Genomic DNA, 16,855 nt, shown 5'->3' with positions numbered 1-16,855 from the left:
GCATGCGGCCCCGGGTCTTCCTCCACGTCGGTAGCCCGAAGACCGGCACCACGTTCCTCCAAGACGTCCTCTGGTCGCAGCGGGCGACGGCGGGGGAGCAGGGACTGCTGCTGCCCGGCGAGCGCTTCAACGACCACTTCCTGGCGACCCTGGACGTCCGGGGGCTGGTCGACGACCCGAGCTGTCCGGAGCGTGCCCGCGGGATGTGGGACCGGCTGGTCGCCGAGGCGCTCGCGTGGGACGGGAGCGTGCTGATCTCGCACGAGCTGTTCGCCGGCGCGACCGCCGAGCAGGCCCGGCAGGCGGTGGCCGCCCTCGCCGACGACGCCGAGGTCCACGTGGTGGTCACGGCTCGTGACCACGTCCGGCAGATCAGCGCGGAGTGGCAGGAGCACGTCAAGCACCGGTCGGCCGCGACGTTCGACGCGTTCATCCGGGAGGTGCGGGACGACGCCGCGCGCACCAGCTGGTTCTGGCAGGTGCAGGACTACGCCGGCGTCCTCGAGCGCTGGGGCGCCGGCCTGCCTGCCGACCAGGTGCACGTCGTGACCGTGCCGCCCGCCGGTGCCGACCCGACGATCCTCTGGGAGCGCTTCGCCGGGCTCCTGGGTGTCGACCCGGCCGCGTTCGACATCGAGCTCGAGCGCTCGAACACCTCGCTCGGCGCGGAGCAGGCGGAGCTGCTCCGGCGGGTCAACGTCGAGCTCGGCGACCGGCTGCCGCTCCCGGGTCCCTACCCACTGGTCGTCAAGAACGTCCTCGCCCACCGGGTCCTCGAGCCGCGCGCCGGCACCCGGCTGGCGCTCGACGCCGCCGACCAGGAGTTCGCGGCCGCCGCCGCCCGGGGCATCGCGGACCGGATCGCGGCCATGGGCGCCGACGTCGTCGGCGACCTCGACGAGCTGGTCCCGGTCGTCGGGGGAGCGACGGCGGACGAGGACCGGGACGACAACGCGTACGCCGTTCCGTCCGACGCCACCCTGCTGGCCGAGAGCGTGGCGACGATCGCGGAGCTGCTCGTCGTGCTCAACGAGCGCCGGGCCGCCGTACAGCGGGCGGACGACCTGACCACCACGGCACAGGAGAAGCCGATCCGGTTCGCCCTCGTGCACGCCAGTGAGCAGCGGCCCCTGCTGCGCAAGCTGCGGGCGGCCTATCGAGCCGCCAAGGAGCGTCGGAGCAACTAGGGCACGTCCGAGCCGGTCGCTCGCACGAGACGACTCGTGCGGAGCGATGGTCGCTCGCGCCCGCGGCGCCGGCGGGCCGATCGGCCTCCTCGAGGTGGCCGGATCGGGCCATGCGAGTGCACCAAAGAGACCACTGTGACGCTCGGGGGCTTGCGTGATCGGAGTAACTGATGTGAAACTCGCATCTTGACACGCATTCCGTCGCCGCTCTGGTAGCGACACGCCGAGCAGGAGGAAATCTCCCGTGTGGAACTCCCGACGTCTGCCCTTCGCTCGACTCGGAGGCCTCGTGCTCGTCGGCGCTCTCGGCCTGGGTCTGAGCCCGTCGGGCGCAGTGGCTCCGACCCGCGCCGCCGCCGGCCCCGACCCGGCGGCCAGCACGGTCCGGATCGCGACGTTCAACGCCGCTGCGAAGTCGACGACCCGGGAGGGCTTCAACGACGTCAAGGCGTTGCTGGCCCAGGGCCCCGACATCGTGGCGCTCCAGGAGATGTCGAGCGGGGAACGGCGCAAGCGGGTCCGCGAGCGGCTGGTCGACTGCTCCACCTGCGTCTGGGACGGGTGGTTCCCGATCCCCGTCCTCCCCGGCGGTCTTCCGATCCTCTGGCGCTCGGACAAGTTCACCCTGATCGGGCATGACTGGTTCGAGGTCGCCCCGGCGACCTACGTCGGCTCCCGGGGTGCCGGCCCTTCGACCATCCGCCCCCGTTACATCGTCCGGCTGCGCCTGCGTGACGACGTCACCGGTCGGATCATCTGGATCCTCAACACCCACTTCGTGCCGACGGTCGAGGGTCCCGACGGGAGGCGCAACACCAACCAACGCCGCACCCGTCTCTACGCCCAGCACATGGCGGGACTCCTCGCGATGATCGACAAGATCCGCACCAAGGAGGGCGGCGGCCTGGTGTTCGTGGCCGGCGACTTCAACGTCAACTACCGCAATGACAAGAACGCCCAGGACCCGATCTTCCCCTACGCAGCGCTCGGCACTCGCGGCTACCACTCCAGCTACAACCGCCTCGGAGAACCCGCGACCGGCACCCACGTGCTCGACAACGGCTTCGACAAGCGACTGATCGACTACGTGAACTTCAAGCCGAGCAGACGGGTCATCCCCACCGGACAGCGGATCATCAGAGGCTTCAACTCCGACCACCGGCCGTTGATCGTCGACTTCAAGATCAACGGCCGTGGCTGCTGGGTGCGCGGCCGCCTGGTCTGCTGAGGGTTCGCTACTCGCGGTGCGAGTGGTTCCTGACGGTCGCCCAGTACCGCACGTACCTGCGCCACAGGCTCGCGCTGCGGACGTTCAAGGTGTTCTCGTCGCCCCTGGTCAGCGAGCCGGTCGCCCAGTTCGCGGTGCCGGTCCACACCCCGTGGTAGCGCCGGTTGGTGCCGTAGGTGCCGCGGACGGCGACCGCCTTCATGTGGGTGCGGGTGTTGACGTAACCGTCGCCGTTGGTGTCGATCCTGCTGTCCCACAGCTCGATCAGGCCGGCTCGCCGGGCGTCCCGCATCCGGGCCAGGATCCCGCGGTCGACCGCGCCGAAGATGATCCTGACCTTGCAACCGTTGCGGGCCAGGCTCCGGATCTTGTCCCAGATGTAGTTGCCGCGGTGACCGTTCCACCAGAACTGCTGGATGTGCAGCGAGGTCCGCCCCAGCGCGCTGGAGCACCTGATCTTGCGCAGGTCCTGCATCAGCGGGTCGCGTCTCTTGCCGACGCCGATCATCGGGAAGATCCGCGTCGTGTACGGGCCGTCTCTGAACTCGACGAGCCTGCGCCCGGCGCGTTTCTGGGCGGTCATCAGCCGGTGGATGCGCGTGATGAACTCGAAGGTCCGCGGTCGGTTCTTCATGACGACCAGGTCGTTCCAGCCCGAATTGACGCCGCCGGCGTTCAGGTTGGACGACGACATCATCACGATGTTCCTCGCCGTGCCGCTGTTCGACATCGCGTAGATCTTCGAGTGCATGTTCGCCTCGGCGGTGCCCCGGCAGGCACCCGAGCACTTCAGGACGTAGCTGCCGTCCCTGCCCCAGGTGACCGACCGGCCCGTGGGTTCGCGCATGCTGGCGGTCACCTGGCGGCTGGTCATCAGTGGGATCTCCTCGCCGCGCTGGCGGAGGCCGCCCTGTTCCGGCGGGAGTGCCCGGTTGCAGCGCCCGGCCCGGGGGTCGTTGTCTGCGATGCCGTTGCGGTCACGGTCGCGCACGTTGTCGGCGTTCAGCACGGTCACGAGTCGTCGGAAGGGACGTGAGTAGACGTCGCGGTCGATGATCACCCGCACGGAGACTCCGCGACGGCACGCGTTGACGAGCGCTTCCGCGCTCCGCTTGCGGTCGAAGAGGTAACCGGCCACCAGGATGACCGGGTGGCGGTCCCGCGGGGTCTTGCGGACGTGCCGGAACGCCTCCTCGACCTTCCGGACGATCCGGGTGTTCTCCGCCTCGGAGCCCCACGGCTCGGGCACGTTGAAGGTCGCCCCGCCCCCGGGCTCGTAGCCGCCCGCGGGCAGTGGCAGCAGGCTCAACGGGAGCAGGACGGTCAGTAGGACGATGGCTCGGCGCATGCGGAGTATCCCCAGGTTGCGGATGGTGGGCGACATGAGCCGACCCACGGGCGAGAGCAACTTCTTTACTCGTCCGTTGCATGCTAACCGGAGGGCGCGCTCGCGACTCCGGTCTTCCTAAATCCGGGACTAGCTTCGAAGCGAGCGGCACCGCAGCGTCACTCGCTGGCCCTTGGCATAGCCGCGGACCGCCCTCAGCCGCTTGGGGAGCGTGGCCAGCAGGGCATTCCAGTCGAACTGCTCCTCGATCTCGAAGCCGTAGACGTCCAGCATGACCGCGAGGGCGGACACCGTCGGGTAGCCCGCCAGGGCCAGCCCACCCTCGGAGAGGTCGTCCTTCGCAGCGTGCCCCTGCACGCCAGTCTTGTTGGTCAGGACCCGGATCACGGGCTCATCGCTCTGGTGGACCTTGGTGTCGAGGATGCAGTACTTCGGACCGGCATCCATGATCCCCCGGAACAGCTCGCCGTAGCGCAGCGTGTGGTAGATGAAACCGAGGCAGAGCACCACGTCGACGTCGAACTTGCGCTCCTGCAGGATCTGGAACATGTCGCCCTGGACGAAGTCGTAGTCCTCGTCGGGAACGCCGTACTGCGCGAACAGCTTGTTCGCGTTGTCGACCAGCTCACCACGAGCCTCCACGCCGGTCACGTGCTTGGCACCCGCCTTGAGGGCTGCGAACGACCAGCGGCCATCGTGGCTGGCGAGGTCGAGGACGCGGGCGCCGGCCAGGATGTCGCGGTTCGACTCGATCATGGCCTGGTGGCGAAGGTTCAATCTCGCTGGGAACGCTGCCGTTCTACTGGACTCGTAGAACGCGGGGTACTCCTCGAAGAACATGGGGTGCTGATTTCCTCTCTTCTGGACACCGGGCGACGTCCAGGACGCACAGTGTGGCAGGCCCACGGCGCTCCTCGCCGCGAATGGTCGAGGGGCGCGCCGGAGACGGTCGACCCTGCGACGGCGGCACCGGGTGCGCAAGCAGATCCGCCGGGCGGGACGCCCACCGGCCCCTGCTAGGTTGAACGACGTGTCGCAGGGGAGTGAGAACGTCAAGAACCCGACCATCCACCTGGTGTCGACGGCGGGCCATCCGAACTTCGGCGACGAGTTCATCGCCGCGTCGTGGCTCCGGTTCCTGGCCGAGCGCCAACCCGCCTCCGACGTCGTGCTGGACTGTCCCGATCCGGGGATGGCGACCTTCCTCTTCGAGGGCCTGCATCCCCGAGTGAAGTTCACCAACCTGCTGTGGCGCGTCAGCTGGATGACGATGGACGCCGATCCCGACGAGGGCGACGTGATCGTCGACCGGACGGTGACCGAGCTCGGCAGCCCGCTGTTCGACCTCGGCCTGATCGAGCTCCGCCGCGCGACGACCGTGCACCTCATCGGTGGCGGTCACATCACGGCGAACTGGATGCACCACGGGCGCCTGGTGCGGGCGGCCCGCAGGCTCGCCGAGGTGAGCGGCGCCCGCTTCGTGGCGACCGGCCTCGGCCTGATGCCGCCGATCGACCCCGAGCGGATCCGCGACGACCTCGGCGCCGCCGACCACGCCACCGTGCGCGACAGCGCCAGTGCCGAGATGGCCGGTGTCGACCTCGGCGTCAACGACGCCTTCCTCGGGCTCCCGGCCCTCCCGGGCTTCGGGGCGCGGCCCGACCCGACCGGGCAGCCCGGTGACGTCTGGATCAACATCCAGAGCGACCTCGCCGAGCCGGAGGTCTTCGAGGCGAACGTCGCCGCCGTGCGGGCGATGCTCGAGAGCGGTCGGTTCGAGGGCCGCACGATCCGCTACCTCGAGGCGATCCCCGGCGTCGACCGCGACCGCCGCGCCTACGACCTGCTCGCCGACCTGATCCCGGAGGAGAACTTCATGTCCTTCGTCCGGCTCTGGCACGAGGGCTTCCCCGGTCGGCCGCTCCAGACGTGGATCACCACGCGCTACCACTTCCACCAGCTCGCAGCTGCCGTGGGCGCGGAGGGCGTCGCGATCGAGATCGACGACTCCTACTACCGGACCAAGCACCAGTCGCTCGCTGAGCTCGGCACCGGATTCCCGATCGCACCGGCGGGATCCGACAAGCTGCCCGACCCGGCGAGCGACCCGGAGTTCCGGCTCAAGGCAGGCCGGCTGCACCGGGCCAAGCTGGACGAGGCCGAGGCGCTCTACCCGCGCGCCCGCGCCCAGAAGTCCGAGCCGGTCCGGGAGCCGGTCGCACCGGTCGCTCCGCAGCGGTCGAAGGGTGTCTTCGGTCGGAGGTGACGTCGTCCCGGCCGGGCCGACGACCTAGCAGTCCGGAGCCGGTCTCAGGCCCAAGTGGCGACGATGCGGCAGACGTGCGGGTCCTCGCTGCGGAAGGGCGCGAGCCCGGTGCCCGCCTCCCGGTGCACGACGCGTCCACCGTTCGCCTCGATCTCGGCCTGCACGAGGTCGGGATCGAGATAGCGACGGAAGTGCTTGCCGAAGAAGTGCTTGTTGCGCGCGTCGCGTTCGGTGCGGAACTCCAGGAACAGCCGCCCGCCTGATCGGAGCGACATCGAGACCATCCGCCAGAAATTGGCGCGGCCGCGGTCCTCCAGGGCGTGGAGCAGGAAGCGCGCGTACACGTCGACCGGGCGCTCCTCGCGGCTCAGCCGGGCTCCCATGGCCAGCACCGCGCGGGTGTCGTAGAAATTGACCGGCTCGAAGCTCGCGTTCGTCGCCCTTCGTGCCGCCCACCGGTTCGCGCGCATGACGGCTCCCAGGGAGTAGTCGACACCGAGGACGGTGCGGCCGCTGCGGGCGAACAGCCGCGAGTCGCGCCCGCCGCCACAACCGGCGTCGACGATCGTCGCGTCCGACGGGAACTCGCTGTGGACCCAGTGCGCGAAGGGCGAGGGCTTCTTGACGAGGCGCTTGCCGTGGGACGCGTTGAACGCGTCCCACCGCTTCCGATGGGTGATGTAACCGCCGAAGAACCCGCTGAACCGACGCTTGAGCCACGTGGGGCTGTCGTACTGGAACGCGGGATCGGGCACCCGCCAGCCCTCGCCGTAGGCGGCAGCGAGGATGGCCGCGGGGTTGGCCGGCGCCGCCACCCGGTGTCCGCACAGGTCGACGTACGAAACCGGCAGCACGTCCTCGCGGCTCATCCGACAGCCGATGTCGACCGCGGTGTGGAAGGTGTCGCCGATCCAGAAAGCGGTGAAGATGTCGATGTGGCGGACCGACCCGTCCTCCATCGGGACCCGGACGTTGAGGCGGGACCCCGATCCACGTCGTACCAGCCAGCCGTGCTCGGTCAGCGTCCGTTGGATCCGGAAGCTCTCGCGAACGATGTCGACCGGCGTCTCGTGCGAGGCGACGTAGGCGAGGTCGACGTCGTTGTCGTAACCGATGAGCTGGCCGTTGCGGACCGCACCGAGCAGCGTGCCGTAGGCGACGTAGGCAGGCACTCCACAGGTGTTCTGCAACGCGTCGAGCAGGTCGACCACGTACTTCATCAGCTCGTCGACCTGCTGGGATCCTTCACTGTCGAGCCGGACGATCATCCGGCCCCACTTGTCGAGGATCAGCGGGCGTCCGTCCTTGTTGCGCACTGCGATCGGGTCGTCGCCGTCGCCGAGCCTGGCCGAGGTCGATCCGATGAGGTCCTGGGTGACGTGGTCGCGCAGCTCGATGTCGGCGGTGCCGTTGAGGTGGGACGTCAGCGCCTTCGGCCAGTCGCAGACATACGCCGCCTGGCGTTGCTGCATGTCGCGCTCCGGCTGGAGGGACCAGACGTGCAGACCGTTGATGACGACGTCGTAGGTGCGGTCGACGTCGAGGTCTCCGCGGAGCGTGATACCGCGGTCCGATGCCGTCAGCTCGGCGGGCGGGGACGAAGCCATTGACGTCAGCGGCCCCTTCGCGACAGCGCCCGGCCGAGCCGACGGCGTACGCGCGGCGCCACCCGCTTCGACGCGCGGGCACGCAGCCGGTCGCGCTGCAGGGTGAGCGTGCGGACGTCGGTCAGCATCCGCTCGATCGCGACCAACGCGGACTCGAGCACCTCGCCGTCCGAGACGTCCGAGGGGTGACGCAGATCCGGGTCCAGCGGCGCCGGCGCCAGCTCCTCGAGGTCGCCGACGACGTCGTAGCCCGCCGACCGGATGCTCTCGATCGCGGACCTGGCGCGCTCGGCCAGCACCGCGGCCTGCTCCGGCCGGAGCGTGAACCGGTCGCCGCTCTGGGCCAGCAGGACCTCGTGCGCGAAGTAGCCACGAAGCCATCGGTGCCGCTCCGGTGCGTCGTCGAGCGGCGTCGACAGGTGCGGCTTGAGCCTGCGCAACAGCTCGGCCTGGACCACGCCGAGCGACTGGTTGCTGAACGCGGCACCGAGGTCGAGGGCGTCGGGATCGATCTGCACGACCGAGCAGAAGCGTCGCAGGAGCAGGTCGCGTGGTGCCCCGGGCTGGGGGACCGTCACGAGGTGCACCCGCTCCGGAGGGAGGGTGGCGCTCCAGCGTTCCAAGGTCCCGACGACGTCGTGGGCGTTCCAGCCCCACGGGCGGGGAAGCCGGTTGCGATCCGCGCGACGGAGGAAGGCGTCGAGGGTGAGGTCGAGCCCCATCTTCAGCGATTCCTGCCAGTCGGCCGCGAACTGGCGGACATAGTCGCGAGCCGTCAGCACGACGTGGACCTCGGCGGGCGCCAGGCGCTCGAGGGCCGCCCGCGCCTGCTCCTCGGTGGCCATCCCGAAGAACTCGTGGCTGATGATGCCGACCCCCGGCCACGCGGCTAGCTCGTCCACGAGCCGGTCCCAGGACTCTGACCGTTCGGGACGGAGCGGGTGCTTCGTGACCTCGCGCACGACCTGGGACGCGTGGAGGTGGTCACGCGCAGTGGTGCCCGGGTAGAGCACACCCTGCTCGCGCAGCGCCTCCCGGTTGTGGCGCATGACCCCCTGCAGGAACGTGGTGCCGGTCTTGGGTGCGCCGACGTGGAAGTAGACCTGAGTCGCCATGTCGTCTAGATGTCACTCTCTCGCAAGTACGTCGACGTCGATGCGGTGCGGCCCCAGGATCGACCTCACAGGGATGCCGAGTAGCGCTTCAGACGATCAGCAAGCAGCTCCTGGTCCTGCTGCGCGACCGGGACGAGGAGCTCCTGGACGATGTCGGTCAGCTCTGCGAGGCGCATGTTGAGACGCCTGCCTTCCTGCAGCTCGCTCTCCACCTCGGCGAGGCGCTGCTCGATCGCTCCACCACCGCGCCGGATGGGCCGGCCGAGGCGGCCCGCGCGGGGCGGCGACGAGCTCGCGTCGAGCGCTTCCTCGAGGGCAGTCAGCCGCTCTTCGATGACGCGCAACCGGTCCTCGACGGCCGTCGGGCCGGGGCCGTCAGATCGCTTGCTCACTGCTACCTCAACTCGTCGTGGCTCGGCGGCTGCACCCGGTACGTGGCAACCAGCGCCAGACTATAGCCACGGGGCGCCGGGTGACGTTGAGCGGTCGCGCCGCCGCTCCCACGTCTCGAGGTGAGTTGAGTTTCGAGTCCGGCGGGTGCAAGGATCACGTCCCGTGCCCAGGACCGTGCTCACCTTCGGAACCTTCGACGTTTTCCACGTCGGACACCTCAACGTGATCGAGCGCGCTGCGGCCATGGGGGACCGGCTCGTGGTCGGTGTGTCGTCCGACGCGCTGAACGAACGGAAGAAGGGGCGGGCTCCGGTCTTTCCCGAGCACGAGCGGATGGCCATCGTGCGCGCGCTCGCCGTGGTCGACGAGGTCTTCCTCGAGGAGTCGCTCGAGGACAAGCGGGACTACCTGGTCGCCAACGAGGCGGACGTCCTCGTGATGGGCGATGACTGGAAGGGCCGGTTCGACGAGTTCAACGACGTCTGCGAGGTCGTCTACCTTCCCCGCACGCCCGCGATCTCCACGACCGCGGTCATCGAGCGGATCTCCGCCCGCTAGGCTCGTCCAACCCAGGCCGGCCGATCCGCCGCCTCGATCAGACGGCGCCTCTCAGCCGCTCCGGGATCCGCACCAGCGGCTGCGTCCGCAGCGCCTCGACCTGGCCCTGCTGGGGCGTGCGGTGCCGGTCGTTGACGACGATCACCATGTCGTCGAGACCGGCGGTCGCCGGGTCGAACTCCGGGGCGGCCGCCGGGTCGACGTCCGCGACCACGGAGTCGAAGATCTCGACCAGGTGGTCGGCGCTCTTGCCCCAGCTGGCACCCTGCGCGCGGCCGTCGGCCGCGCTCACGGCGTTGCGGAGCGCAGCGACCTCGGCCAGCCGCGACCGATCGGCGAACTTCAGGTGGATCATGAACAGCTCCGGGTCGATCGAGTAGGGCGCCTTGATCCCGTGCGAGGACACCGCCCAACCGGCGTTGATCCGCTTGACCGACGGCTTGCACATCAGCGGCGTGAACTTGGCGAAGCCGCGCTGCTCCAGGAGTGGCCGGCCCAGGTCGAGCGGCTCGGGCTCGACGCTCGGGACGTGGACGACGTTGAGCCCCATCACCCCGAGCACCTCCGGCCGGCCGCGGTCCTCGATCAGGTCCGGCAGTCTCGGGTAGCGGGTCGGGTCGGTCACCAGGAACTCGTCGACGTCGACGAAGACCACGTAGTCGTAGACCGCGAGCAGCCCGGCGGCCAGGCCGTTCATCAGCCGCATCCGCACCGGCTCGAAGGAGGGCCCGCCCCTGAGCTCCGGCACCCGGTGCACGGTGCAGCCGAGCCCCTCGGTCGAGCCGTCCACCGAGTTGTCGTCGAGCACCACCAGGTTGTCGATGCCGACGTGGCGCGCGTAGTGGGAGACCCACAGCGGCAGCAGGTCGCCCTCGTCGCGCGCCATGGTGATCACCGCGACGTCGGGCGATCGGGTCATCCTGCGCTCTCCCTTGACGACGTGTAGACCGAGCTGTCGAGGCGCGGGCCCGTAGGCGGCGCAGCGCTCGGATCTGCCCGCGCGAATTGCGTCGGAGCCTAACAGCGCGAGCAGCTCCGGCCGCGCGCGGCACCCGCCGCGGCGCCGTCGTCAGTGGTCCCGGGACGGTGCCGGAGACGTCCCCGCCGCCCGGAGCTCCGCGAGCTCGGCCCCGAGCGGCATCGCCTGCCGCACCAGGCCGGCGATCTCGGTCAGCGCGAGGCCGACCTCGGGCGTCCGGTCGCGCAGCTGGCGGTCGAGCCTGGCCCGGGGGTCGAGCCCGACGTCGTCGGGGTCGTCGTCCGCCCGGTCGTCGTCGGGGCCGTCGTCCGGCCCGTCGTCCGCGGCATCGTCGTCGTCCTGTTGGTCGGAGTCCTCGGCGCCGGGACCGACCGCCGGCGCGCTGCCGACGTACGCCTGGTCCTCGCGGAGCTTCGCGATCCTGTCCTCGAGGTCGCCGATCGCCTCCACGAGCCCCTTGCGGGCCCAGGCCGCTGCGAAGAGCAGCTCCTCGTCGGTCGGCGTCTCGAGCTCGGCGGGCACGTCCTTGCCGGCCCGGGTGACCGGCAGGTCGTCGAGGCTGCCGACGAGGTCGACGCCGCTGGTCGAGATCGCCCCACGGATCCGGTCGTTCCATCGTGCCGCCAGGTTGCGGCCGGGCCGGTTCAGCGTGACCTTGCGCTCCTGGTCGGCGCGCTCGCTGAGGATGTCGCGGGCGAGGAGCACCTTCATGGTGCGGAGGTAGTCCGTCCTCCTGACCGGTCCGAGCTCGATGTTGAGGAGACGCATCAGCTCGCTCGACGGGAGGCCGAGCGACGCGTTGCTCTGGACCGCTCGCTCGCGACAGCGGGACGGTTTGATGCCGACCACGCCGGCGAACCGCTTCCACAGCAGGTCGGGGTCGTCGCTCCGGAGCGGCACGGTCACCACGTGGACGCGGTCGGCGCCGACCAGCGGCACCCAGGTGTCGATCATCGTGGGGATGCCCATCCCGCGGTGGATCATCCGCTCCGGACGGCTGGCCGGCTCCCCGTCCTCCTTGACGATCTGGCGCAGCCCCCAGAGCATCCGGCGCAGCGGCACCTCCTCGCCGTTGCGGCAGTTGGTCTGCCACTGCGACCGCAGCACCGCCGCGGTGTCGCGGACGGTGAGCACGACGTGCACCTCGGCGTCGCCGAGCGAGCTGATGATCCGCTCGGCGGCCGCAGGCCTGGCCCAGCAGAGGAACTCCATGGACACGACGGTCCCCTTGCCGCCGTGCGCGGTCAGCTCCTCGGCCAGCCGGTCCCAGCGACCGCCGGCTGCGCGGGTCAGGTCGTTCTTGTGGCCGGTGGGTCGGCCGAAGCTCAGCGCGTCGTGGGTGGCGAGCACGACGTCCCGCCAGGGAGCAGGCAGCAGGTAGCCGGTCCGGCCCAGCCCGTCGCGATTGGCGTACATCAGCCGTTGGAGGTACGTCGTGCCGGTGCTGGGACCTCCGATGTGGAGGTAGATGGGCGCTGGCCGACTGCGCCGATCCGGCCGTCGCAGGACCATGTCTCGGACACTAGCAATCGGGTCCCGGGGCCGGCCTACCGGCGTCCGCGGCCCCGCGCCCGCCGGGCGGCCGTGAGGTCGACTCCCGCGAGCTCGCGGAGCATCGCCGCCAGCTCCTGCACGGCCGTGTCGACGTCCTCGGGCGGCTCGGCCGCCGGCGTCGCACCCAGGTCGATGAGTCCCGTCCGTGCGGTCGCGGCCGCGGCGAGGACCTCGGCCGGCCGCGGCCGCCGCGTCTCCTCAGCGTCCTCGGCGACGACGGGCGGATCGGCCGGGAGGTCGTCGAGGTCGCCGATGACGGTGGTGCCGGCAGCGGTGACGGCATCGCGCACGAGGCGGTTCCACGCGGCGGCCACCTCCCAGCCACGGGCATCGAGGCGGACGGCCGGCTCGGAACCGGCGCGGGACTCCAGGTCCGGCGCGACCACCGCGCGGATGACCTTGTCGACGCCTGCCGGCAGGGTGCCGTCGAACGCGACGTTGACACGGCGCAGCAGCTCGCACGACGGGTGGCCGAGCGACGGGTTGCGCGGCATGCCCGGGCTGACGGGCACCTGCGGGTCGATGCCGGACGCCTCGGCGAACCGCTGCCACAGCAGCATCGGATCGCCGCCCGCGCGGGGCACGGTGACGACCCGCACCCGCTCACGGCCGACCACACCGATCCAGGTCTGCAGCATGCGGGGGATCTCCTGGGTCCGACGGAACACCCGTGTCGATCTCGTCGTGCTGCCGTCCTCGAGCAGGGCGCCGATGTCACGGACGAACCGTCGCCAGGGGACGGTGTTGCCGTTGCGGCAGGTCGTCTGCCACTGCGCGGGGATGGTCCGGGCCGCATCTCGCACCGTCAGGACCACGTCGACGGACTCGCCGCCCGCGCCGAGCGCAGCGACCAGGCGCGCCGCCCGCGGCTGGTCGAGGAAGCTCAGGAACTCCCACGAGACGACCGACCGGCGGCCGTCCTGCTCCCGTATCCCGCTGAGGAACTGGTGGGCGACCCGGTCGCGCCGGGTGCTCGCATCGGCCGCCGGCGTGCCGTTGAGCACGCCTCGCAGCGACAGCGCTGGTTCGCGCGGCACGTGGTAGCCGTGCTCGGCGAGGACCTCGCGATGGTCGGCCAGGAGCTGCTGGAGGAACGTCGTCCCGGTCTTCATCGCCCCGATGTGCAGGACGATCCCGGGGGCTCGCGGGCCGGAATGTGACGCATTCGGCACCGGCGCAGGCTAGCAGGCGATTCGCGGTCGGCCACCGCTCCGCTGATACCTTGATCTACGTCCAAACTGTGCCTGCGTCGAAGGAACACGCCCTCGTGAGCGAAGCCGCCACTGCCACCACCCCAGCGTCACCGTCGCCCGTCGACGATGGATTCCGGGTAGTGCAACGGCTGGTCCTGCCGGCTGACCAGGAGCTCGACGTCCAGTCGCTCTACGTCAGCGGAGTCACCAGCATCTCCTCCGGCAACGACTCGATGTCGCGCCAGTCCGGTGGTGACTACGAGAGCCCCGAGCCGGAGCAGGAGGACGAGGACGACTCCACCAGCTCCGAGGGCAGCGCCGGCATGTCCGGTTTCGGCCGGCTTACCGACGGCGCCGGCGTGGCGGTCGACCCGCAGCGGCGGGTGACCCTCGGCACCTACTTCAACGCCTTCCCGGCCAGCTACTGGCGACGGTGGACCGAGTTCTCCTCGGTCCGGCTGACCACCCGCCTCCGCGGCCACGGGTCCGTCATCGTCTACCGGTCGACGGCCAAGGGCCACGTCGTCCGCGCCGACTCCTGCCGGATCGACAGCGACGAGACCCAGACCGTCACCTTCGACCTGCCGCTCAAGCCGTTCATCGACGGCGGCTGGTACTGGTTCGACCTCGAGGGCGGCCACGGCGAGCTGGTCCTCGAGGACGCCAACTGGGGCTTCGAGACCGAGCGCGTGCGCAGCGGTCGGATCACCATCGGCATCACGACGTTCAACCGTCCCGACTTCTGCGTCGCGCAGCTGGTCAACCTCGCGACCAACGCCGCGGTGCTCGACATCATCGACGAGATCGTGGTGGTCGACCAGGGCAGCCAGAAGGTCGTCGACGACGAGGGCTACGAGTCGGCGGCGGCGAACCTCGGCGGCAAGCTGCGCATCATCGAGCAGCCCAACCTCGGCGGCTCGGGCGGCTTCTCGCGGTCGATGAACGAGGCGACCTCGATGGGCGCCTCGGACTACGTGCTGCTCCTCGACGACGACGTCGTCTGCGAGCTCGAGGGCATCCTCCGCGCGGTCGCGTTCGCCGACCTGGTGAAGACGCCGTCGCTCGTCGGCGGCCAGATGTTCAGCCTCTACGACCGCTCGGTGATGCACGCCTACGGTGAGGCGATCGCGAAGTATCGCTGGTTCTGGGGCCCGGTCGCGCCCAGCGTGCACGGCCACGACTTCGCCAAGAAGTCGCTGCGCAACACGTCCTGGATGCACCGTCGCATCGACGTCGACTACAACGGCTGGTGGATGTGCCTCATCCCCACCCAGGTGATCCGCGAGATCGGGTTGTCCCTGCCGATGTTCATCAAGTGGGACGACGCCGAGTTCGGCCTCCGCGCAGGCGCCGCGGGCTATCCGACGGTCACCCTCCCGGGTGTCGCCGTGTGGCACGTGCCGTGGACCGAGAAGGACGACACGCTCGACTGGCAGGCCTACTTCCACGAGCGCAACCGGCTCGTGTCGGGCCTGCTGCACTCGCCGTACCCCCACGGCGGCAAGCTGGTCCGCGAGAGTCTCGAGAACCACACCAAGCGGCTGATGTCGATGCAGTACGGCACCGGCGAGACCATCCTGCTGGCGCTCCAGGACGTTCTCGACGGCCCCGACCGGATGCACCACGACATCCTGCACCGGCTGTCCGAGGTCCGCGCCCTGCGCGACGAGTACGACGACGGCAAGTCCGAGGCCGAGCTCGATGCCTTCCCGGCTCCACGTCGGAAGAAGCTGGAGAAGCGCGGCAAGGGCATCCCGGTCCCGTCGACGACAGTCGGCAAGGCCAAGATGGCCGCGGCCGGTTTGATCCGCCAGGCGATGCCGACCCGGGAGCTGGCCGGCGAGCACCCCGAGGGGATCGTGCCGCACGTCGACCAGCGATGGTACCGGCTCGCGCACTTCGACTCGGCGATCGTCTCGTCCGCCGACGGTGTCGCGGCCTCCTGGTACCGCCGTGACCCTGCCCAGTTCCGCGACCAGATGGCGCGCTCGCTCAAGATGCACGCAAAGCTCTACCGCGAGTGGGACGAGCTGGCCGAGCGGTGGCGCTCGGCCCTGCCCGAGCTGACCTCCCCGGAGCGCTGGAAGCTGACCTTCGAAGGCATCGACGACGAATGACGAGATTCGGCGCCCGGCGTCGAGCGGCAGGCAAGCACGCGGGGGGACGGGCCGGCCGCCGTCACCGACCGCCAGAGATCACGCCCGACGAGGTCTCGGCTCCTCCCACCGACAGCGCCGGCGGAGGCTTCGCCGTGCCGCCGCCTGCGGCAGCCGCGGTCACCGAGCCCGCCTGGCCGGCAGCGGAGGCGCCGGTCGCGCCACCCGCACCCCTGACCGAGCCGGAGCTGGTCCCCGCCGCGGTGGGTGCGCCGGTGGAGACCGAGCTCACTGACGACACCGCGGAGAACCCGGTGGTCCGGGAGGCACGCCAGGAGGAACGTCGGCAGCAGCGCCGGGAGGCTCGCCAGGAAGCGCGCCAGGAAGCGCGCCAGGAAGCGCGGGAGGAGCGCCGCGACGAGCCCTCACCCGAGCCGGGGCCGCCGGCGCGCGCCGTACGCGACGTCGCCGCCCTCCCGCTCACGCCGCCGACGGCCAACAACGGACTGCTCGCCGTGTTCCAGAAGCGCTACCTGCTCAAGCTGCTGGTCAAGCGTGAGATCAGCGCCCGCTACCAGGGCTCGTTCCTGGGGCTGCTGTGGTCCTACATCGGGCCGCTGTGCCAGTTCTTCATCTACTGGTTCGTCCTCGGGGAGATCATCGGCCTCCACGACAACGTCGAGAACTTCGGCGTCCACATCTTCTGCGGCCTGGTCGTCGTGCACTTCTTCACCGAGACCTTCAGCGCAGGGACGCGGTCGATCGTGCGCAACAAGTCGATCGTCGTGAAGCTCCCGCTCCCGCGCGAGATGTTCCCGGTCGCGTCGATGCTGGTGTCGCTCTTCCACGTCTTCCCGCAGATGCTCATCCTCCTCGTGGCCTGCCTCGCCTACGGCTGGACTCCCGACCTCTACGGCATGGCAGCGCTCGGCCTCGCGTTCCTCATCGCGATGCTGCTCGGCACCGCGGGCGCCCTGTTGTTCAGCGCCGCCAACGTCTTCTTCCGCGACTTCGGCAACGTCGTGAGCATCATGACGATGTTCATCCGGTTCAGCGTGCCGATGATCTATCCCTACAGCCTGGTCGCGGATCGGTTCGGCGACGCCGCGCAGTACTACCTCTACAACCCGCTCGCCGTTTGCGTGCTCCTGGTCCAGCGCGCGATGTGGCTCGGCACCACGGACGACCCCGTCGCGACCGAGAAGACGGACGTGCCGCCGGACCTGATGCTCTGGGGCCTCGGCATGGTGGGCGTCGGCCTGGTCCTCCTCGCGATCGGGCAGCTGGTCTTCAGCCGGCTCGAGTCCCGGATCCCGGAACGGCTGTGACGC

The 16,855-nt window shown here is 70.2% G+C and carries 14 protein-coding genes; 6 read left to right on the top strand and 8 right to left on the bottom strand.

Going from position 1 to position 16,855, the window contains the following annotated elements; genetic code table 11:
* The first annotated feature begins 2 nt into the window (after positions 1-2).
* Positions 3-1,187, top strand: coding sequence for a hypothetical protein (locus SHK19_RS16150; RefSeq protein WP_322456105.1), 1,185 nt, complete (start codon positions 3-5; stop codon positions 1,185-1,187).
* A gap of 244 nt (positions 1,188-1,431) precedes the next feature.
* Positions 1,432-2,415, top strand: a complete 984-nt coding sequence (locus SHK19_RS16145) for an endonuclease/exonuclease/phosphatase family protein (protein WP_322456104.1) — start codon at positions 1,432-1,434, stop codon at positions 2,413-2,415.
* 7 nt (positions 2,416-2,422) lie between these two features.
* Here SHK19_RS16145 and SHK19_RS16140 read toward each other — a convergent pair whose 3' ends face one another.
* A complete protein-coding gene (locus tag SHK19_RS16140) occupies positions 2,423-3,763 on the bottom strand; it encodes a phospholipase D-like domain-containing protein (RefSeq protein ID WP_322456103.1) in 1,341 nt (446 codons plus the stop codon).
* 129 nt (positions 3,764-3,892) lie between these two features.
* Complete coding sequence (locus SHK19_RS16135) at positions 3,893-4,519, bottom strand: class I SAM-dependent methyltransferase (protein ID WP_322936851.1); 627 nt, start codon at positions 4,517-4,519, stop codon at positions 3,893-3,895.
* Positions 4,520-4,793: 274 nt separating this feature from the next.
* Here SHK19_RS16135 and SHK19_RS16130 point away from each other — a divergent pair, with 274 nt between their 5' ends.
* A complete protein-coding gene (locus tag SHK19_RS16130) occupies positions 4,794-6,029 on the top strand; it encodes a polysaccharide pyruvyl transferase family protein (RefSeq protein ID WP_322456101.1) in 1,236 nt (411 codons plus the stop codon).
* Between the two features lie 44 nt (positions 6,030-6,073).
* Here the strand turns inward: SHK19_RS16130 and SHK19_RS16125 are convergent, their stop codons facing one another.
* The 3 genes from SHK19_RS16125 to SHK19_RS16115 all read right to left on the bottom strand — a co-directional run bounded on the left by SHK19_RS16125 (position 6,074) and on the right by SHK19_RS16115 (position 9,143).
* The gene (locus SHK19_RS16125) at positions 6,074-7,636 is read right to left on the bottom strand and encodes a class I SAM-dependent methyltransferase (protein WP_322456100.1); all 1,563 of its coding nucleotides are present in this window, start codon (positions 7,634-7,636) and stop codon (positions 6,074-6,076) included.
* Between the two features lie 5 nt (positions 7,637-7,641).
* On the bottom strand, positions 7,642-8,751 hold the full coding sequence (locus SHK19_RS16120; RefSeq protein ID WP_322456099.1) for a hypothetical protein: 1,110 nt from the start codon (positions 8,749-8,751) through the stop codon (positions 7,642-7,644).
* Between the two features lie 65 nt (positions 8,752-8,816).
* A complete protein-coding gene (locus tag SHK19_RS16115) occupies positions 8,817-9,143 on the bottom strand; it encodes a DUF6752 domain-containing protein (RefSeq protein ID WP_322456098.1) in 327 nt (108 codons plus the stop codon).
* A 163-nt stretch (positions 9,144-9,306) separates the two neighbouring features.
* Between SHK19_RS16115 and SHK19_RS16110 the strand changes: the two genes are divergently transcribed.
* Complete coding sequence (locus SHK19_RS16110) at positions 9,307-9,702, top strand: adenylyltransferase/cytidyltransferase family protein (protein WP_322456097.1); 396 nt, start codon at positions 9,307-9,309, stop codon at positions 9,700-9,702.
* Between the two features lie 37 nt (positions 9,703-9,739).
* Here the strand turns inward: SHK19_RS16110 and SHK19_RS16105 are convergent, their stop codons facing one another.
* The 3 genes from SHK19_RS16105 to SHK19_RS16095 all read right to left on the bottom strand — a co-directional run bounded on the left by SHK19_RS16105 (position 9,740) and on the right by SHK19_RS16095 (position 13,407).
* Entirely contained in the window at positions 9,740-10,621 is an 882-nt protein-coding gene (locus SHK19_RS16105; protein WP_322456096.1) for a glycosyltransferase family 2 protein, read from the bottom strand.
* Positions 10,622-10,771: 150 nt separating this feature from the next.
* Positions 10,772-12,193, bottom strand: coding sequence for a hypothetical protein (locus tag SHK19_RS16100; protein WP_322456095.1), 1,422 nt, complete (start codon positions 12,191-12,193; stop codon positions 10,772-10,774).
* A 35-nt stretch (positions 12,194-12,228) separates the two neighbouring features.
* Positions 12,229-13,407 carry a hypothetical protein gene (locus tag SHK19_RS16095; RefSeq protein ID WP_322936850.1) on the bottom strand — a complete coding sequence of 393 codons (1,179 nt, stop codon included), beginning with the start codon at positions 13,405-13,407 and terminating at the stop codon, positions 12,229-12,231.
* 161 nt (positions 13,408-13,568) lie between these two features.
* Between SHK19_RS16095 and SHK19_RS16090 the strand changes: the two genes are divergently transcribed.
* Both SHK19_RS16090 and SHK19_RS16085 read left to right on the top strand, forming a co-directional pair.
* On the top strand, positions 13,569-15,545 hold the full coding sequence (locus SHK19_RS16090; protein WP_322936849.1) for a glycosyltransferase: 1,977 nt from the start codon (positions 13,569-13,571) through the stop codon (positions 15,543-15,545).
* Positions 15,542-16,852 carry an ABC transporter permease gene (locus SHK19_RS16085; protein ID WP_322936848.1) on the top strand — a complete coding sequence of 437 codons (1,311 nt, stop codon included), beginning with the start codon at positions 15,542-15,544 and terminating at the stop codon, positions 16,850-16,852. Before SHK19_RS16090 ends, SHK19_RS16085 begins: the two co-directional genes overlap by 4 nt.
* Positions 16,853-16,855 lie beyond the last annotated feature (3 nt).

It is taken from the genome of Nocardioides bizhenqiangii (assembly GCF_034661235.1).
Lineage (GTDB): Bacteria > Actinomycetota > Actinomycetes > Propionibacteriales > Nocardioidaceae > Nocardioides > Nocardioides bizhenqiangii.
This window is presented reverse-complemented; position numbering and strand designations above follow the sequence as displayed.